The following is a 19,566-nucleotide window of genomic DNA, read 5'->3' as shown; positions in this document are numbered from 1 at the left end:
TACAATCTCTGAGATTGAGCAGAAACTTCACAGAGATGTTGGATGAGTACACAAAGAACAAAAGCAATCAGAGTAAAGAGGCAAAAGATGCATTTCTATTCCTAAAACAGAAGATAGACTCTGCTCAAGGATTTATTAATGCAGTAAAACAGAGGCAAAACACATTGCTAATAACTATGCAGACAATTATAAATCTTCAGAAGCCATTTTTCCTTGAAGGAGATGAATCCCTGCTTAAGCCTATGATACTGAAAGATGTAGCCGAAAAGACTAAACTAGATATATCTACTATATCTCGTGTGAGCAATAGTAAATATGTACAGACAAATTATGGCATTTATCCTTTAAAATACTTTTTCAGTGATGGCTATGTCACACAGGATGGAGAAGAGTTGTCAGTGAGAGAGATAAAAATGATTTTAAAGGAATGCTTAGATAGTGAAGATAACAAAAAACCATACACTGACGACGAACTGGCAGAGATGCTCAAACAAAAAGGATATCCTATTGCCAGAAGAACAGTTGCCAAGTATCGTCAACAACTAAATATTCCTGTAGCCCGATTAAGGAGATCATAAAAATGGAGAATCTGGAGCAAATAGCTTATCACAGAAAAAGAAGAAAGACACTGCTATTAGTGTCACGAACAATATCAGCCATATTCACACCTTTCATGGTGCCAGTGGTATCATTCTTCTTACTGTTCTTTTTTACTTACCTCAAAATAATGCCTTTGCAATATAAGCTTATATTGTTGGGGATGGTATACTGTTTCACAGTACTTATGCCTATGTTTTCAATATTTATTTTTCAGAAGATAAATGGTTTGGGAATAAAAGGACTATCTATTCGTGAAAACAGATTTGTGCCCTATGCATTAACTATAATGAGTTATGTGGCTTGTCTGATAACGATGAACAAGATGCACTTGCCAAGATATCTCTCAGGTATAATTGTTGCAACACTTATCTGTATGATAATCTGTACTATTATCAATTTCAAATGGAAAATCAGTACACATGTAGCAAGTAGCGGAATGATGGTAGGAGGATTACTTTCATATAGTTTCATCTTTACTTTCAATCCTATATCATGGCTAAGCTTCTTTATAATTCTTACCGGACTTTTGGGAACAAGTAGGATGATTCTCGGACAACATACTTTAATAGAAGTTATGGTAGGTTTTATCGTTGGATTTTTTTGTGGTATCATAGGAATTTTGTTTATTTGAAATAATAAATTAAAAACAATAACCTTAAAATTGAAGAATATGGATTTTCCACAAGAACTCATGTATACTAGTGAACATGAATGGATTCGAGTCGATGGTGAGTACGCTTATGTAGGTATAACAGACTTTGCTCAGTCACAGTTAGGCGATATAGTCTTTGTAGACATCCCTACAGTTGATGAGACACTAGACAAAGGTGAAGTATTTGGAACTATAGAGGTGGTTAAAACTATCTCAGACATTTTCATGCCTGTTGCAGGTGAAGTTTTGGAGCAGAATGAGGAGTTGGCTGAGAACCCTGAACTAGTAAATAAAGATCCATATGGAAAGGGATGGCTTATCAAGATTAAACCTAATGAAATAGCCGATGTCAATGATTTGCTAGATGCCCAAGCATACAAGGCACTAATTAACGAGTAACAGTATAGAGAAATCTGTCTGTTTGTACTATTATGAGATATTTTTAATGATGAAACCAATTGTAAGTATTATTATGGGCAGCACATCCGACCTACCGGTTATGGAGAAAGCTGCTAAGTTACTTGATGAGATGCAGGTACCTTTTGAGATGAATGCGCTCTCTGCGCACCGTACTCCTGAAGCTGTTGAAGATTTTTCTAAGAACGCAGCAGGAAGAGGTATAAAAGTTATCATTGCAGCAGCAGGTATGGCTGCAGCATTACCGGGTGTTATTGCTGCAAATACAACATTACCCGTAATAGGTGTACCTATAAAAGGTTCTGTCCTGGATGGAGTTGACGCACTCTACTGTATTATACAGATGCCTCCGGGAATTCCTGTGGCTACAGTAGCAATAAACGGTGCGATGAATGCTGCTATTTTGGCTGTTCAGATTCTTGCACTTGGTGATGAAGAACTGGCTAATAAATTTGCTGCTTACAAAGAGGGCCTTAAGAATAAAATCGTTAAGGCTAATGAGGAATTGAAAGAGGTGAAATTTGAATATAAGACAAACTGATGGATATTTTCAACTATAGCCGTCGCGATTCAAAAGAGATAAATGTTGGCGCCACTCCTATGGGTGGCGCTAATCCTATACGTATACAGAGTATGACCAACACCTCGACTATGGATACTGAAGCTTGTGTAGAACAGGCAAAACGTATAATAGATGCAGGCGGAGAATATGTTCGACTTACAACCCAAGGAATACGCGAGGCAGAAAATCTTAAAGAGATAAATATAGGATTACGCTCACAAGAGTATAATGCCCCACTTGTAGCCGATGTGCACTTCAACCCGAAAGTGGCTGATGTTGCAGCACAATATGCCGAAAAGGTGAGAATAAACCCAGGCAACTATGTTGATGCTGCAAGAACATTCAAGAAGCTAGAATATAGCGACGAGGAATACAAGAATGAGATTCAGAAGATCAAGAATCGACTTGTCCCATTCCTGAACATATGCAAGGAGAATCACACTGCTATAAGAATAGGCGTAAACCATGGTTCACTATCCGATAGGATAATGTCACGCTATGGAGATACTCCGGAAGGTATGGTAGAATCGTGTATGGAATTTCTACGTATATGTCTTGAAGAAAATTTCGAAGATGTTGTCATCTCAATAAAAGCCTCAAACACCATTGTAATGATAAAGACAGTAAGGCTGCTTGTCGACACTATGGAGAAAGAGGGCATGGACTTTCCTATACACCTTGGTGTAACAGAAGCAGGCGATGGTGAGGATGGAAGAATAAAATCCGCACTGGGCATAGGAGCACTGCTTGCGGATGGTATAGGCGACACAATAAGAGTATCTCTAAGCGAAGCTCCTGAAGCAGAGATTCCAGTGGCAAAAAAGCTCGTTGACTATATAGCAAACAGAGCTAACCATCCATTTATCCCAGGAAAAGAGGCAGAAGGATTTAACTACCTTTCTCCTACTCGCCGCAAGACAATAGCTGTTAATAATATAGGTGGCGACAACGTACCTGTAGTTATATCAGAGAGACTTGGTGGCAGTGCAGAATTTAATCCTCAGTTCAAGCCAGACTATATCTATTCAGGAAGCAAACTCCCTGATTGCAGAGTGGAATCTGCTACATATGTCGTAGATATACTACATGGGATGAGTCTATGAATAATGTCTATCCGGCATTCAACTATCAGCAGATGATTGAACTTCATCATAACAATGCAGCTATAAAATTCCTCTTCCTGCCTTATATGGCGATGGGTGAAGAGGTTATTGCAGCACTGAGGATGCACCCGGAAGTGGTAATCATTGCCCAAAGCAATCATGACAACCGTGTAGGTGAATATCGAGGAATGATACAAGAGATCATGACTGAAGGATTAACAAATCCCGTTGTTATTTTCATGTTCCAGAACGAAAATGACAAAGAGGATATGCAATTGAAAGCTGCAGCCGATATGGGAGCCCTAATATTTGACGGACTTTGTGATGGTATATTCTTACTCAATCAAGGGAAAATTGGAATTGAGGAGGTAGATGCTACTGCTTTTGGAATACTTCAGGCAGGAAGAGTACGTACAAGTAAGACTGAATACATATCATGCCCTGGATGCGGACGTACATTATATGATCTTCAAGACACTATAGCGAAGATAAAAAATGCAACATCACATCTGAAAGGATTGAAGATTGGTATAATGGGATGTATAGTAAATGGACCAGGTGAAATGGCTGATGCTGACTATGGATATGTAGGAGCTGCTCGCGGAAAAGTCAGCCTATACAAAAAGAAAGAGTGTATTGAGAAAAATATACCTGAAGAAGAGGCTGTTAACAGGCTAATAGATCTTATAAAAAAGAATGGAGACTATACAGAGAAATAGATAACAAAAAGGGATACTCTTAGGTATCCCTTTTTATTGTAATTATATAGCTATGCAATAGTTATTGGACTGTAAAGAGCAGCTAACTCATCTTTATCATCTATCATTTTCCCTTTTCTGCCCTTATTCTTTATAACAGAGACAACACTTTTTGATTTAGGCATCAAAAGTTTTTTATACTCATCAATATTTCCTAAAACATCTATTCCTTTTTCTACATCAGGATCATCTTTCAACCTCTCCTCAATAGCTCCGGAAACAAAATAATATCTCTTAATAATCTCCTGACGTATGGTAGTACGTACAATTTTTGAGAATGTGTTCAAATCACGCTCTGTATTATGATTGAGCTTTTTCTCAAGAGCATCAAACTCTGATGATGCATCCTCAAGATACCCTTCGAACTTAGCAACCTCCTTAAGGTTTTTAAGAACCTTCTCTGTCTGTTGATCATATTTGAAGTCCTGTGTCTTTACAAACTTCTTGAATTCAGTATAATCAGCATCAGTATAGTGGAAATCAGCAACTTTTCCTATACGTGGATGTTTTAATACATACTGAGTTGCATAGTCGAATATCACATTGCTGTTAACAAGATAGAATAAAATATTTGGAACCTTCTCCTCTTTCACCTCTATATCCGGGCGGATCCCACCACCATCTCTAACCTCACGTCCTACTGATGTCTTGAACACATTAGTCAAACTATCAGGTGTACGAGCAATAGAACCATCTTCATTACGTTTTGAGTAGTCAATAGCCTGGATACATCTCCCGCTAGGAATATAATACTTAGCAGTTGTAATCTTCATGCTACTGTTGTATGGTAATTCACGTAAAGTCTGCACAAGTCCCTTTCCAAAGGTTCTGTTTCCTACTATTACCGCTCTATCCAAATCTTGTAAAGAACCTGATACAATCTCTGATGCAGACGCAGTTCCACCGTCAACAAGTACAACTATAGGAATTTCTGTATCTATAGGTTCATGGGTTGTCTTATAAACACTTCCTACCTGCTTAATTTTTCCCTTAGTGGTAACAATCTCCTTACCTTTAGGAACAAATAGGTTTACTATTTCAACAGCTTCGCTTAAAAGTCCTCCTCCATTACCTCTTAAATCAAGCATGATAGAAGTTGCTCCATCATTCTTAAGGTCAATTAGTGCCTTCTTAACATCTTTAGAGCACTTCTCTGTAAAATCGCTTAATACAATGTAACCAACTTTATTCTTCAACATTCCATAGAATGGTACAGAAGGAGTCTGTATGGTGCGACGAGTAATCTTAAACTCTTTGATCTCTTTATTGCCATTCAAGGTAGGACGTTCAATCTTCAGGATAAGTACTGTTCCCGGTTCTCCTCTCAAGGCATTTCTTACCTTATCAGAGAAGTCCATTATCTCCATCTTACCTCTGGACATATCCTTACCATCAATAGACAATATAATATCACCGGCTTTCAGCCCTACTTCAGTAGCAGGCATTCCCTGTGTAGGCTCAACGATTGCTATTCTGTCTTTCTTATCATAATATCTGATTGCAGCTCCAATACCTCCAAACTTACCAGTAGTAAGCTCTTTCAGGGTATTATCACCTTCAGCATAATATTCAGTATATGGATCAGTCTGTGCAAGCATAGCATCAATACCATATTTGATAACTTTCTCCGGATCAATAGTATCTACATAAAGCATGTCAAGCTCTTTATATAGGGCATTAAATATATCCAGATTCTTGGCAATCTTAAAATTTCTGTCATCACTGTTAGTGAAAGCGACGAAGATAAAACCAAATAAAAGAACCACAGCTAAAGCTATAGTATGCTTTGCTTTATATCTCTTCCAAAAATTAAATCTCATAATCCATATTATTTTATAACTTCAAAATAATGAAATATTTCCTTTAACTCTATAATAGAGAAGAAATATTTAACTTAATTTCGTTCCATTTCTCTTTAGGTAGAATGGTGCCATACACCTGAATTACTTGGGAAGCTAGTATTGAGCCAATATAGCAACATTTCTCGAGAGATAGTCCGCTAGTAAGGCCATATAAAAAACCTGCTGCATAGTAGTCACCTGCACCTGTTGTATCAATAACTTTCTCAACAGGAGGGATCTCGAACTTAATACATTCAGTACCTTTTTTGATGCATGATCCTTGTGCACCAAGTTTTACCACTACAATACTGCAGCATGAAGAGATATCATTTATAGACTGCCACGCATCTTTTCCTGTAAAGGATTTAGCTTCCTCCTCGTTTGCAAATACTATATCTACATATTTATCGATAAAAGAGTGGAAAAAATCATGATTCTCCTCTACTATATTATAGCTAGCCATATCAAGGCACACTTGTGCCCCTGCCTCTTTGGCAAGTTGAGCAGCACGAAGAATCAGGTTTTTGTCCTGAACAAGATATCCTTCTAAATAAAAATAAGAATATCCTTTAAACATCTCCAATTTCAATTCCTCGGGAGCCATCTGTGATGCAGCACCTAAATATGTACCAAAAGTACGTTCCCCATCCTGAGTAATAAAAGTAGAAGCTATACCTGTATGAAGGTCACCTTTAAGGAGCTTCATATCTATTCCGAAATTAATTCCGGAGTTTTTAAAGAAATTACCATATTCATCGTCTCCAATCTTTCCTATAAATCCAGGTTCTGTTCCAAGATTAGCCAACGCTAAAATTGTATTACCGGCAGAACCTCCAGTAGATCTATAAGTTTTCATTTGAGAGAGCTTATTACTGATATCCAAAAACTTATCTTTTTCGATAAGCTGCATGCTTCCTTTGGGCAAATTCATTTCATCAAGCAAGCTGTCATCAGATAGCGTCACAAGAACGTCAACAAGGGCGTTCCCCATACCTATTATTTTGTCCATTTAGCTATTTTTTTTGCAAAGATATTGCATAATTCCAAAATACCTATTATCTTTGCACCGCAATTAAGAAAAAAACACTCTTCCTTAGCTCAGTCGGTTAGAGCATCTGACTGTTAATCAGAGGGTCCTTGGTTCAAGTCCAAGAGGAAGAGCTCTGAAATTGATTGCGAAATTCTTCCTTAGCTCAGTCGGTTAGAGCATCTGACTGTTAATCAGAGGGTCCTTGGTTCAAGTCCAAGAGGAAGAGCAAAAAAGAGATTTACAAAAGTAGATCTCTTTTTTGTATCTTATAACTATTGCTCCTTTACTCCGTTTTTAATACATTTGTCACATTATATATAAAATGACAATGAAAAATGCCATCTCGATATTACTATATGTTATAATCTTTTTATACTCTAACAGCATATGGGGTGGTACAACTTACTTCTCTCAATTCAATTACACATTCCTTACCGAAGATATAGGTCTTCCAAATAACTACGTAAAATTCATTACAAAAGATTCTGACGGATATATATGGGCTACAACTCATAATGGGCTTGCCAGATATGACGGATACAACTTCACTACATTTAATGCATCATCAAATCCAGTAAGGTTAAAAGGTGATGTAGTTTATAAAGTCTGTGAGGATAATTTCAGAAGATTATGGGTTGTATCCGAAGGTGGAATAGACGTCATTGACTTGAACAAATACGAGAATGTTAATTTTAATATTACTAAGTATTCCGCTCTTTGGAATATAATGAACACCCATGTTTCAAATATTTATAAGGACAAAGATGGGAACTTATGGATATCAGCATTAAATACCCTATACCATATCAAATTAGACAAACAGGGTAATATCAATGACTATTATTATTTAGAGAAATCATCCTCACAGCATGTTGTTAATTCTGTTATAGATATGAAATGGGGAATATGTGCAGATATAAATAATTCACTCTGCACAATTGAGATATCAGCCAACCATCTGCTAAAATGCAACCCTGTATCGAAGATGACAGCCGCAACTACAAATGACTGGATTATAAGCTGTATGGCGCTTGATAATGAGATATTATGGATTGGAACCAACAAGGGCCTTTACAGATATGACCATTATGGAAGAAACATTAAAAGGTATTCTTATGACGTCAATGATAACAGTTCAATAAGTAACTCCTATATAACAGATATAAAGTTTACCCCCGAGGGCAAGATGTTGGTTGCTACAATGAACGGCATCAACTATTATGTAAAGAGCAGTGATAACTTTATACATATAAAGCAGGACAATGAGTTCAAGGAACACTCTTTAAACTGCAACATCATAAACTGCATATTCACGGAAGGAAATAGAATATGGATTGGGACTGAAATTGGTGGAATAAACCTTCTAACCTCATCAAGACTCAATACTATAATATGGCAAAACAGAAAGAAAGACCCATACTCACTCTCGGCTAACCCTGTCAGTGCTATAAACATGGACAGAGAGGGCAATCTTTGGGTAGGTACTGTAGAGGGAGGTATAAACATAAAGAGAAAGGGAGAAAACAGATTCGAACATTTCGTAAACATCGAGAATCTATCTAGCTCAATAAGTCACAACTCAGTGAGTGGTCTCCTTATAGATAATGAAAACCATCTATGGGCATATACATGGGGAGGTGGAATTAATGAACTTAACCTTAATGAAAAAGGTAATAAAATTTTCAAGAGATATTCCAGCATTAACACCCCACAGATAAAGTCAGACTACATATCAAGTGCATGCGAAGATTTGGTGAACAGAGGTATATGGTTTGGCTCACCCGAGGGACTACTCTTCTACAAAAAGCAGACAGGAGAGTTTATGATGGTACAGTTTAATATTCCGGACAATCGTTTCGAAGCCATAAGAGCACTATATATCGACAAACAGAGTAAGTTGTGGGTTGGTACTACAAATGGTCTATTTATTATTGACCTCTTCTCCTTTGCACTAAGCCATAGAAATTTTGACTATAAATACTATAAGAAACTATCAGACCCTTCACTAAGTATTGCCGACAAGATAAATAGTATTATAGGGGATAAAGATGGCAACATATGGTTAGGAACTGATGGTGCAGGCCTTTATAAATATTTCAAAGAGGAGAAAGGTCTCCTTAAGTTTCACAATTTCACCATGAAAGATGGTCTGCCTAATAACAATATCATAGGAATTGTTGAAGATATGAACAGAAACCTTTGGTTATCTACAAACCATGGCATATCTAAATTCGACACTAAGAAAAAAACATTCAGCAACTTTACTAAGTACGACGGACTACTGAACAACCAATTCTATTGGAATGCGTATTACTATTCAAAGAGTGAAAACATAGTATATTTTGGTAATATCGACGGACTTGTCGGCATACACCCCAGTAATCTGAAGGAAAAGAGTGACAATGTAGTAGTTTCACTGACAGACCTTATAATACAAGGGGAAAATATATATCCGGCATCAGGCGACTACATATCCGAAAACATCTCATCAGCAAATGAGATAAACATACATGAACGAGATCACGGGCTTGAAATATATTTCTCTGCAAAAGACTATGCATACAACAATCAGATATCTTATGCATATCGACTAAAAGGATACGAAAGCGAGTGGAATGAGACCAAACGAGGTGAACACTCTGCCAAATATACATCTATACCTCCAGGAGACTATGTCTTCGAAGTAAAAGCAACGGATGACAAAGGCAACTGGTCCGGAACAGTTACCGAAATAGAGGTGCATGTCTCTCCTTACTTCTATAAATCATGGTGGTTCTATATCATCTGCTTCATCATTGTTGCAGTCTGCTCAGAAAGATTCTATGTCTGGAAGACAAACGCATACAAACACCAGAAGAAGATTCTGGAGGATACTGTGCAACAGAGAACATCACAACTTGCTATTCAGAACGAGAAACTCATTGAGATGAGTAAAAAGCTTGCTGAAACCACAGAAGAGAAGATTACTTTCTTCACAAATATCACTCATGAGTTCAGAACACCAGTAACCCTTATAAACGGGCCTATAGAACAAGCCATAAAAAGCAATAAAGATCCTGAGGTAAACCAACAACTTAAGCTTGCAGAGAGAAGCTCCAAATACCTGCTTGCTCTTGTTAATGAGCTTATGGACTTCCGAAAAATTGACGCACAAAAGGTACAGCTCGATAAAAAATGTGAAGACTTTGAAATATTCCTTGAAAACGCCGTAATACCTTTCAAGCTTTTGCCGGCGATAGAAATATATCGCTTAATATATTATATCATTTATCCAATAATTATATTGTTCTGGATTATGATTATATGAAGCGAGTTATTGTAAATCTTGTTTCTAATGCAATTAAGTTCACTCCAAACAATGGTACTATAAACATCTACATAACTTCGCTGAACTATAAGGACAACTCTTTACTCTATATTTGTGTTGAAGATAACGGAGCAGGTATAGATAAGAAAGACCTCACTAAAATATTCGAACGTTTCTACCAATCGAAGACAAGCGTTAAATATCCTGTGCAAGGTCAGAGCAGTACAGGAATAGGGCTCTATCTATGCAAGAAGATTATCGAGATGCATGGTGGTGAGATCTATGCTATAAACAATAAAAAGGGAGGTACATCCATCCGAACTATTTTGCCTCTTGTCAATGGTGATATAAGCACTTCCGAGAGTAGCATGGATAATAATGAAGAAAAAGCTATTGAAATAAATATAGTACCTTCAAACTCGGAGACTATTCTTATAGTTGATGATAATGAAGATATGAGAATCTATGTAAAGACGCTGCTTCAACAGAAATATAATATTCTCCAGGCATCAAATGGAGAGGAAGCACTAGAATTGATATCCAATCAGAAGGTAGATCTTATATTAAGTGATATAATGATGCCTGTAATGAATGGTATAGAACTTTCAAAGAGAGTAAAAGAGAATCTCTCCATATCGCACATCCCATTTATTATGCTTACTGCTATTGTCTCTGAGGAGCAGAAAAAAGAGAGTTTTGAAATAGGTGTTGATGAATATCTGTGTAAGCCATTCGACGAAGAGATACTACTTCTTAAGATCAGAAATATCTTTGCTATTCAGCAAAAGTATAAAGCTAAGTTTGCTGTCAGCATGAACAGTGAAAACATAGCAATAGCAGAAGATTCCAAGGACAAGAAGTTCTTCGACAGGGCTGTCTCTCTTATGAAAGAGAACTATAGCAATGCAGAATATGATATCGAGAACTTTGTCAGTGATATGGGATATAGCAAGACACTTGTTAATAGTAAACTACAAGCATTAATAGGCCAGTCTATCGGCCAGTTTATGAAAAATTATCGTCTCAACAATGCACACGAATATATTATTGCACACCAACAGTGCAAGGATATCAACATTGCTGAAATAGCCTACAGAGTAGGATTCAATGACCCAAAATATTTCAGTAAATGTTTCAAAGAGATGTATGGAGTGTTACCAAGCGCTTTATTGAGTAAAAAATAACCACACTTTACTCTATTACTCTTTTTTTGTTCGATTTTCTCCCTTAAGGTTTATTCATTGTTATATATTTGACTTAATAAACCTAAGTTTACGAACTTCATGAAAAAACAATTATTCCTACTTATCACATTGCTCATACTCCCACTCGCTTTGGTAGCTAATCCTATTAAAGGTCTTTTAGAAAGAATAGACAAAGGAGCATCACAGAAATTCATTATTGAGCAAGTAAAAAGCAACAAAGATTTTTTTGAACTTGACCAGCGTAATAACAAGGTGGTCATAAAAGGAAATAACTATGTCTCTATAGCTACCGGCCTTAACTGGTATCTGAAATACTATGCAGGAGTCCATCTCTCTTGGAATGGAATGAAAGCAAAGTTACCTGCACAACTACCAAAAGTAACGAAGAGAGAGAGACATGAGACCAACATGAATCTTAGATATGACCTCAACTACTGTACATACTCCTACTCCATGGCTTTCTGGGACTGGAAACGTTGGGAGCAAGAAATTGACTGGATGGCTTTGCATGGTATCAATCTTCCACTATCCGTGGTCGGTGAAGAGTGTGTTTGGTTCAACATGCTAAAGAAGCTTGGATATAATAAAGAGGAGATTAATAAATTTATTGCCGGCCCTGCATTCCTTGCATGGTGGGAGATGAATAATCTAGAAGGATGGGGAGGCCCTAATCCTGATTCTTGGTATACTCAACAAGAGGCTTTACAGAAAAAGATTTTAAAAAGGATGAGAGAATATGGCATTGAGCTGTATTCCCTGGTTACAGCGGTATGGTCCCTCATGACGCTTCTGAAAAACTTGGTTTGGAGTTGGCAGAGACACCTCTTTGGAATGGATTTACACGCCCTGCAATACTACTTCCTACAGATCCACGCTTTGAGGAGATTGCCAATTTATATTATAAAGAGCAGGAGGCTCTCTTTGGAAAAGCTAATTATTACTCTATGGACCCATTCCATGAGAGCAAGACAGTAGGAAAAGTTGATTTCGATGCTGCCGGTAAAGCTATAATGAAGGCAATGAAAAAGGTTAATCCAAATGCTGTATGGGTACTTCAGGGATGGAGTGAGAATCCACGTGATGAGATGATTAATAATCTTAAGAAAGGTGATTTATTAATCCTAGACCTATTCAGTGAATGCCGCCCTATGTGGGGAATCGAGTCTCTGTGGCAAAGAGAGAAAGGTTATGGAAAACATGACTGGCTCTTCTGCATGCTCGAGAACTTCGGAGCAAATGTAGGACTTCATGGCAGAATGGACCAACTACTCAGCAACTTCTATCAGGCAAAGACAAATCCTATAGGGTCAGAAGTAAAAGGTATTGGACTTACCATGGAAGGTATTGAGAACAATCCTATCATGTATGAACTTATGAGTGAACTTCCTTGGCGTGATGAAGAGGTGAAAAAGGAGGAGTGGATTAATAATTATACTTCTGCACGCTATGGGGCAAACGATGAGACAATAAACAAAGCATGGCAGCTATTGGGTAAAACTATCTATAATTGTCCACGTGGAAATAACCAACAAGGCCCTCACGAATCAATATTCTGTGGACGTCCATCATTGAACAACTTCCAGGTATCAAGTTGGTCAAAGATGAAGAACTATTACGATCCTAAATCAACAGAAGAGGCAGCAAGAATTTTTATCAGCGTTGCCGATAAATTCAGAGGAAACAATAACTATGAGTATGATCTTATTGATATTCTACGTCAGGCAATATCTGACAGAGGACGTGTTGTTTACAATCATACTATAGCCGACTTCAATAGCTTTGACAAGAGTAGCTTTGAAAAGGATTCTAAAGAGTTCTTGAATCTCATCTTACTACAAGACAAACTTCTTGGTACACGTAGAGAATTCAGACTTGGCAGTTGGATAGAAAAAGCGCGTAGATTAGGAAATACCGCTGAAGAAAAAGATCTTTATGAGTGGAATGCCAGAGTTCAGATCACTACATGGGGAAACAGAGAGTGTGCCGATGCAGGAAAGTTGCGTGACTATGCACATAAGGAGTGGAACGGCATATTAAAAGATTTCTATTATAAGAGATGGGAAGCATATTGGAAAACATTGCAAGACCAGTTTGATGGCAAGCCGGAGGTGATAATTGACTTCTATGCTATGGAGGAGCCATGGACTCTTGCAAAGAATGAGTACTCCTCTAAACCTGAGGGAGATCTTATTAATACTGCAAAAGAGATTTTCAGTGAAGTATTTGGTAAGTAAAAACTTATATACTCAAAATGGAGACAACAAATAAAAGATTATTATCGCTTGACGTACTTAGAGGCATAACAGTAGCTGGTATGATTCTAGTAAACAATGGTGGAGGGCACGACATCTTTGCTCCGTTGAAACATTCCGACTGGAATGGATTAACGCCTTGCGATCTTGTATTCCCGTTTTTTCTCTTCATAATGGGAATATCAACTTATCTTTCTTTGAGTAAATTTGATTTCAAACCATCTAAAAGTGCTATATATAAGATAGTAAAACGTACTCTCCTTATATTGGTTATTGGATGGTGCATAGGCTGGTTCGACCATATATGTGAAGGTGATTTTCTTCCTTTCGATCACTTAAGAATATTAGGAGTACTTACAAGAATTGGATTATGTTATGGAATAGTTTCTCTCATTGCTCTATTCATTAATCACAGATTTATGCTTTGGATAGCTGCAGCTCTTCTTATTCTTTATTCAATAATACTGCTTACAAGTAATGGATATGTGCATGATGAGACAAACATCCTTGCCATAATAGATAGGAGCATCTTTGGTCAGGCTCATCTTTACCAGAAAAATCCGATAGACCCGGAAGGTTTCGTAAGCACAATATCTGCAATAGCTCATACAATGATAGGATTCTATTGTGGTAAGATTATTGTAAAGTCAAAGAGCATTGATGAAAAAGTTATTAAGCTCATGATATTCGGTTTCATTATAATGAGCATCGGTCTGCTTCTGACATACTCTTTACCAATAAACAAAAAGATATGGTCACCATCTTTTGCACTTACTACATGCGGACTATGTTCTATGCTACAGGCAACACTTATGTACATCATTGATATAAAGGGTAAGAAAGAGTGGAGCAAATTCTTTGTTGTTTTTGGTGTGAACCCACTATTCTTATATGTTTTGAGTGAGGTGTTAGCTATAGTATTCGGCAATTTCGGAATAAAGCATATGCTCTATAACGGGATAAATACATTTATTGGAGAGCCATATACAGCTTCAGCAATTTACGCCATTGCATTTACATTAATGTTAGGTGCAATAGGATATCCATTATATAGAAAAAGAATTTACATAAAGTTGTAAACAAGCAGAAACAAGTTTAGAAAAACTTTGTAACCAAATTAATTAATATTATTAAAAACAAAATCTTAAAGTTATGCTAAAAGTACATTTATCATGTAAAAGACTTAGTGCACAGATATTCATCTTTGCTCTATTGCTTCTTAATAGTACATTGGCATTTGCACAAAGTAAAGTATCAGGTATTGTAACCGATAAATCGGGCGAGCCTCTTATTGGTGTGAATGTAATTGAGAAAGGTACCACCAATGGTGTTATTACAGACTTTGATGGTAAGTTTTCATTAAACGTAGGAAATGGAAAAATCCTCGAATTCTCATATGTAGGATATATTAAAAAAGAGATGAAGGCAGCTCCTAACATGAAAGTTATTATGGAAGATGATTCAAAGGCTCTCGATGAAGTAGTAGTCATCGGTTATGGCTCTATGACTCGTAAGGATGTCACAAGTTCCATAACAACAGTAAAATCCGACAAGTTGAATGTAGGTGTATATTCTGACCCTGCACAGCTCTTGCAAGGAAAAGTTCCTGGACTGACAATTACACAGAGCAGTGACCCTAACGGAGGTACATCATCTATCCAGTTACGTGGTGCATCATCATTAAGAGGTAGCGGTGCAATGGAACCTTACTATGTTATCGATGGTGTTCCTGGACTATCATTATCATTGGTTGCTCCTGAAGATATTGAGAGTATAGATGTATTGCGTGATGCTACAGCTACAGCAATCTATGGTTCTAAAGCTGCCAACGGTGTTATCATCGTAACAACAAAGAAAGGAAAAGCAGGTAAGACAAGCGTTACATACAATGGCTATGTTGCTTTTGATAATGTAATGAAAAACCTTGATATGTTGACAGCTTCTGACTTACGCAGCTGGGCTAAGACTAATAACGTATCATTAGATAATGATATGAATGCAAGTACTGACTGGCAGAAAGAGGTACAACGTACAGCTGTTAGTCACAATCACAATGTATCTATCACAGGTGGAAACGACCAGACTTCATATAATGCAAGTTTCACATATCTTGAGAAACAAGGTGTTATCAAAGGAACAGATATGGATAGATTGATTGGTCGTGCATTCTTACAGACTAAAGCTCTAAACAATAGATTGAACCTTGCTTTCAACTTGAATGCAAGTATAACAAATAACCACTCTGTAAAGACAGACAGTGAGGGTGCCAGTGTGTACGATGCAATGAACTATTATTCTCCATTAATGCCTGTTACTAATCAGGATGGCTCATGGAGTAAATATGTAGGTGTATCACAATATTATAATCCATTGTCAATGATTAATGAGGATACATATGATCATGAGACAAAGAAATTGCAGGGAACAGCTAAGGCAGAGTTAAAGATTATTGATGGTCTTCTTTGGAATACTACTATCTCTTATCAGAACGAACAGTTTATATGGGGTGAGTATCACAGTTCAAAGACTCAGCTTGCCGGTATAAAAGATAACGGACAGGCTCACAGACGTGCTACTTCAGATAATAAAAAGGTATTCGAATCATACCTCAACTTTGATAAGACATTTAATGAAGTGCACAAACTAGGCTTGATGGCTGGTTATTCATGGGAAGAGTCAAAAACTGCTGACGGATTTGGATTGACAGTTTATGATTTCTATAATGACAACGTAGGATACAAGAACTTAGGTCTTGCTAATAAGATGGATGGTATCAATGGTATCTGGTCATCGGCAGAATCGGCTCTCCGTATGATCTCATTCTATGGACGTGCTAATTACTCTTACAACAGCAAATATTTACTTCAGGCAACTGTGCGTCGTGATGGTTCTTCTGCTTTCGGTAAGAACAACCGTTGGGCTACATTCCCATCTGTCTCTGCAGCTTGGCGCATCACTGAAGAGGAGTTTATGAAAGACAATAAAATCTTCGACGATTTGAAATTCCGTGTAGGTTACGGTGTAAGCGGTAACTCATTAGGTTTCGATCCATATATTGCAACTCCTGTATACAATGGAACAGGATGGTTTACTTATACAGATGCAAATGGTGTATCTTCTGAGTATCGTACTTTTGGCGTTTCTCGTAACGCTAACCCTGACTTGAAATGGGAGTCTACTTCTATGTTCAACATTGGATTGGATTTTTCTGTACTTGGTGGTCGCTTAAGTGGTACTATTGAGTATTATAACAAACAGACTTCAGACCTTATATATGACTACCCGGTATCAACAAGCCGTTACCCAATTAGTTGGATGACTGCAAACGTAGGTGATATAAGCAATAAGGGTATCGAATTAACTATCAATGCAATTCCTGTCAGAACTAAGAATTTTGAGTGGAGTACCTCTCTTAATCTTTCACACAACAAGAACGTTGTTGAAAAGTTGTCCAATGATACATATTCTGTAGACTATATCAACAGAGCTAACCCTAATATTGGCGGTTTCTCACAAGCAAACAGCATACAACGTATTATGGAAGGTGAACCTATCGGTACATTCTACATGTGGGAATGGGCTGGATATAATGATAGCGGTGTATCAGTATTCAATGAGTATGATGAGGATGGTAATGCAACAGGAAATACAACTGCAAAACCTGGAGAGAAAGATCGTCGTAAAGTCGGTTCTGCTCAACCTAAAGTTAATCTTGGATGGAACAATACATTGAATTATAAGAATTGGTCATTAACAGCTTTCGTTCAGGGAGTATTTGGAAATAAGATTTTCAATGCTACACGTGCACAGTACAACAATGTTACAAACATTATGGTTGGAAAGAATGGCTTGAAAGAGGTACTTGAGCAAAAAGCAACTGATACAAATGCTCAGGCTCCTTCAGATCGTTATCTTGAGAATGGTAGCTATTTGCGTCTCTCTTCTTTGAGTTTAGGTTATAACTTCGGTAAGTTAGGTAACTGGGTTAACAGCATGAAACTTACTGCTACTTGTAACAACGTATTTACTATTACTAACTATAAAGGAACAGACCCTGAAATTAGCTTAGGTGGTTTGGAACCTGGAGTAGATTTCCGTAACTCATTCTACCCACGTACTCGTACTTTTATGTTAGGACTTAATGTTAATTTCTAATTGAACAATGTTATGAAAAATAGAATAAAATTATATTTAGCAGCAGGATTAATGGCAGCTACATCAAGCTGTACCGATCTGAACGTAGATATTGACTCACAGTTGACTGAGTTCCCTAAATCTGAAATTGCTGCAGAAGCTAAATTAGCTGATATTTATTACTCTTTCCGTGGTCCTTTAGGCCGTCGTTATAGCGAAGTTATGTCATTCTCATCTGATGAATTTTCAGGTATCTCATTTGATGGAGACTACTATAATTCAGGTGAAAATTCAAACCCTACACTGCATATGTTGAATGCCGACGATCCTACTATCGGTTGGTATGAAGACATATCATCAGGTATCACTAAGTGTAACCGTGCAATTTTGGAATTAGGTGGTGAAGACAAAGCTGAAGCAGCTCCTGCATTGGCTATGCGTGCTTTCTATCATTTCATCTTGATGGACTCATATGGTGATACTCCTATATTAAACTTCCTACCTGAGGAGAATCAAGCTATAGAACGTAGCCCAAGAGCTAAAGTTGCAGAATTCATTGAGTCTGACCTATTGAAAGCTATGGACAATCTTAATAAGAAGGTCGACGAGAGCACTTATGGAAAACCTACATATTGGATGGCTAAAGCTTTGCTTGTAAAGCTATATATAAACTGGAATGTTTATACCGCAGCAGATGTTGCAGCATATTCACCATCTACCAATAATCCTAAGTTGAATGAGTGTATCAGCATTTGTGATGAGATCATGAATTCAGGCCTTTTCAACTTGAATGCAGGTTATAGAGAGAAATTCTTCCCTGAGAATGGACCACAGATAAAAGACTTTATCTATGCAATGCCTTTCGATAGAATAAGCCAGCAAGGAATGACATATGCACGTTTCCGTACATGGCGCCAGATGAATAAACTAGACCCTACAATGTATGGATTTAAGTTAAGTAATTCTGTTGGAGGTAACTTCGCTGTAAACCCAAATGTGGTTGATTTATTATCACTTCCAGGTGACGAACGTAATAAAGTTATTGTAGGAGGTCCTATCTGTTTCTTTGATAAAGACAGAAATCTTACTACAACACCAGTTATGTACGATGGGGCTCAACTTAACTTCACTAAAGAGATTACTCTGAAAGTTGTTGATGCCACTCTAAATACAGGTAAAAATGTTAGTGGTTGGTCACAAGGTTATAAATCTGTTAAGTGGTTTCCAACTTATGATGACTATATAAATGGCAGAAACCAAAGCAATGACGTACCTATCTTCCGTTTTGCAGATATCATCCTTACTAAGGCTGAGGCTATATTAAGAGGTGGAACTGCTACAAATGGCGATACTCCACAATCTTTGATGAACAAGATACGTACATATGTAAAAGCTCCTCAAATTGCAACAGCTCCAACATTGAAAGACTTACTTGATGAGAGAGGTAGAGAATTTTTCGACGAGAACTGGAGACGTAATGACCTGATACGTTTTGGAAACTTCGAGGATGATTGGGGATTTAAACATGTTATAAATCCAAAAGCAAAGGGTGAAAAGTTCCGTCGTATCTTCCCTATTCCAACTTATGTATTGGAGAAAAATACTAACTGGAAACAGAATACAGGATACTAATAGTAATAATTAATATTGCTTTACCTCTCTGCAACGAGAGGAACAGAGAGGTAAAGCTTCATATAACAATTAG

Annotated in this window: 11 protein-coding genes, 2 tRNA genes and 2 pseudogenes; 13 read left to right on the top strand and 2 right to left on the bottom strand. The window is 37.3% G+C overall.

Annotation, left to right across the window (positions count from 1 at the left end; translation table 11 throughout):
- Window positions 1-14 precede the first annotated feature (14 nt).
- The 5 genes and pseudogenes from JCM15092_RS17970 (at window position 15) to JCM15092_RS14635 (ending at window position 4,053) form a co-directional block, all read left to right on the top strand.
- Window positions 15-578, top strand: coding sequence for an RNA polymerase factor sigma-54 (locus tag JCM15092_RS17970; RefSeq protein WP_439645890.1), 564 nt, complete (start codon window positions 15-17; stop codon window positions 576-578).
- A gap of 2 nt (window positions 579-580) precedes the next feature.
- Window positions 581-1,231, top strand: a complete 651-nt coding sequence (locus tag JCM15092_RS01900; protein WP_051532453.1) for a phosphatase PAP2 family protein — start codon at window positions 581-583, stop codon at window positions 1,229-1,231.
- A 39-nt stretch (window positions 1,232-1,270) separates the two neighbouring features.
- Window positions 1,271-1,651, top strand: a complete 381-nt coding sequence (gene gcvH, locus JCM15092_RS01895) for a glycine cleavage system protein GcvH (protein ID WP_024993173.1) — start codon at window positions 1,271-1,273, stop codon at window positions 1,649-1,651.
- A 49-nt stretch (window positions 1,652-1,700) separates the two neighbouring features.
- Window positions 1,701-2,210, top strand: a complete 510-nt coding sequence (gene purE / locus JCM15092_RS01890; protein ID WP_024993172.1) for a 5-(carboxyamino)imidazole ribonucleotide mutase — start codon at window positions 1,701-1,703, stop codon at window positions 2,208-2,210.
- A pseudogene (locus tag JCM15092_RS14635) lies at window positions 2,210-4,053 on the top strand (4-hydroxy-3-methylbut-2-en-1-yl diphosphate synthase). The gene purE and the pseudogene JCM15092_RS14635 overlap by 1 nt, the downstream one beginning before the upstream one ends.
- 50 nt (window positions 4,054-4,103) lie before the next feature.
- Here the strand turns inward: JCM15092_RS14635 and JCM15092_RS01880 are convergent.
- Together JCM15092_RS01880 and JCM15092_RS14630 are read right to left on the bottom strand one after the other, a co-directional pair.
- A complete protein-coding gene (locus JCM15092_RS01880) occupies window positions 4,104-5,912 on the bottom strand; it encodes a S41 family peptidase (RefSeq protein ID WP_024993171.1) in 1,809 nt (602 codons plus the stop codon).
- A 49-nt stretch (window positions 5,913-5,961) separates the two neighbouring features.
- On the bottom strand, window positions 5,962-6,942 hold the full coding sequence (locus JCM15092_RS14630) for an adenosine kinase (protein ID WP_034541424.1): 981 nt from the start codon (window positions 6,940-6,942) through the stop codon (window positions 5,962-5,964).
- A 78-nt stretch (window positions 6,943-7,020) separates the two neighbouring features.
- Between JCM15092_RS14630 and JCM15092_RS01870 the strand changes: the two genes are divergently transcribed.
- The 8 genes and pseudogenes from JCM15092_RS01870 (at window position 7,021) to JCM15092_RS01840 (ending at window position 19,493) form a co-directional block, all read left to right on the top strand.
- Window positions 7,021-7,094 (top strand) — tRNA-Asn (locus tag JCM15092_RS01870).
- Between the two features lie 21 nt (window positions 7,095-7,115).
- A tRNA-Asn gene (locus JCM15092_RS01865) sits at window positions 7,116-7,189 on the top strand.
- A gap of 102 nt (window positions 7,190-7,291) precedes the next feature.
- Window positions 7,292-10,270, top strand: a complete 2,979-nt coding sequence (locus JCM15092_RS14625) for a ligand-binding sensor domain-containing protein (RefSeq protein ID WP_159101358.1) — start codon at window positions 7,292-7,294, stop codon at window positions 10,268-10,270.
- Window positions 10,267-11,454, top strand: coding sequence for a response regulator (locus tag JCM15092_RS17000; protein ID WP_148296582.1), 1,188 nt, complete (start codon window positions 10,267-10,269; stop codon window positions 11,452-11,454). Before JCM15092_RS14625 ends, JCM15092_RS17000 begins: the two co-directional genes overlap by 4 nt.
- A gap of 99 nt (window positions 11,455-11,553) precedes the next feature.
- Window positions 11,554-13,709, top strand: a pseudogene (locus JCM15092_RS14620) (alpha-N-acetylglucosaminidase).
- 17 nt (window positions 13,710-13,726) lie between these two features.
- A complete protein-coding gene (locus JCM15092_RS01850; RefSeq protein ID WP_024993170.1) occupies window positions 13,727-14,806 on the top strand; it encodes an acyltransferase family protein in 1,080 nt (359 codons plus the stop codon).
- A gap of 73 nt (window positions 14,807-14,879) precedes the next feature.
- On the top strand, window positions 14,880-17,882 hold the full coding sequence (locus JCM15092_RS01845; protein ID WP_024993169.1) for a SusC/RagA family TonB-linked outer membrane protein: 3,003 nt from the start codon (window positions 14,880-14,882) through the stop codon (window positions 17,880-17,882).
- A 12-nt stretch (window positions 17,883-17,894) separates the two neighbouring features.
- On the top strand, window positions 17,895-19,493 hold the full coding sequence (locus JCM15092_RS01840; RefSeq protein WP_024993168.1) for a RagB/SusD family nutrient uptake outer membrane protein: 1,599 nt from the start codon (window positions 17,895-17,897) through the stop codon (window positions 19,491-19,493).
- The last annotated feature ends 73 nt before the right edge of the window (window positions 19,494-19,566 follow it).

It is taken from the genome of Phocaeicola paurosaccharolyticus JCM 15092, assembly GCF_000613805.1.
GTDB lineage: Bacteria > Bacteroidota > Bacteroidia > Bacteroidales > Bacteroidaceae > Phocaeicola > Phocaeicola paurosaccharolyticus.
The sequence above is the reverse complement of the archived record's forward strand: the minus strand, read 5'-3'. Positions and strand labels throughout refer to the sequence as shown.

Coding starts and splice junctions, on each gene's coding strand:
- JCM15092_RS01900 (WP_051532453.1), top strand. CDS start 581: ATGGAGAATCTGGAGCAAATAGCTTATCACAGAAAAAGAAGAAAGACA.
- gcvH (WP_024993173.1), top strand. CDS start 1,271: ATGGATTTTCCACAAGAACTCATGTATACTAGTGAACATGAATGGATT.
- purE (WP_024993172.1), top strand. CDS start 1,701: ATGAAACCAATTGTAAGTATTATTATGGGCAGCACATCCGACCTACCG.
- JCM15092_RS01880 (WP_024993171.1), bottom strand. CDS start 5,912: ATGAGATTTAATTTTTGGAAGAGATATAAAGCAAAGCATACTATAGCT.
- JCM15092_RS14630 (WP_034541424.1), bottom strand. CDS start 6,942: ATGGACAAAATAATAGGTATGGGGAACGCCCTTGTTGACGTTCTTGTG.
- JCM15092_RS14625 (WP_159101358.1), top strand. CDS start 7,292: ATGAAAAATGCCATCTCGATATTACTATATGTTATAATCTTTTTATAC.
- JCM15092_RS17000 (WP_148296582.1), top strand. CDS start 10,267: ATGAAGCGAGTTATTGTAAATCTTGTTTCTAATGCAATTAAGTTCACT.
- JCM15092_RS01850 (WP_024993170.1), top strand. CDS start 13,727: ATGGAGACAACAAATAAAAGATTATTATCGCTTGACGTACTTAGAGGC.
- JCM15092_RS01845 (WP_024993169.1), top strand. CDS start 14,880: ATGCTAAAAGTACATTTATCATGTAAAAGACTTAGTGCACAGATATTC.
- JCM15092_RS01840 (WP_024993168.1), top strand. CDS start 17,895: ATGAAAAATAGAATAAAATTATATTTAGCAGCAGGATTAATGGCAGCT.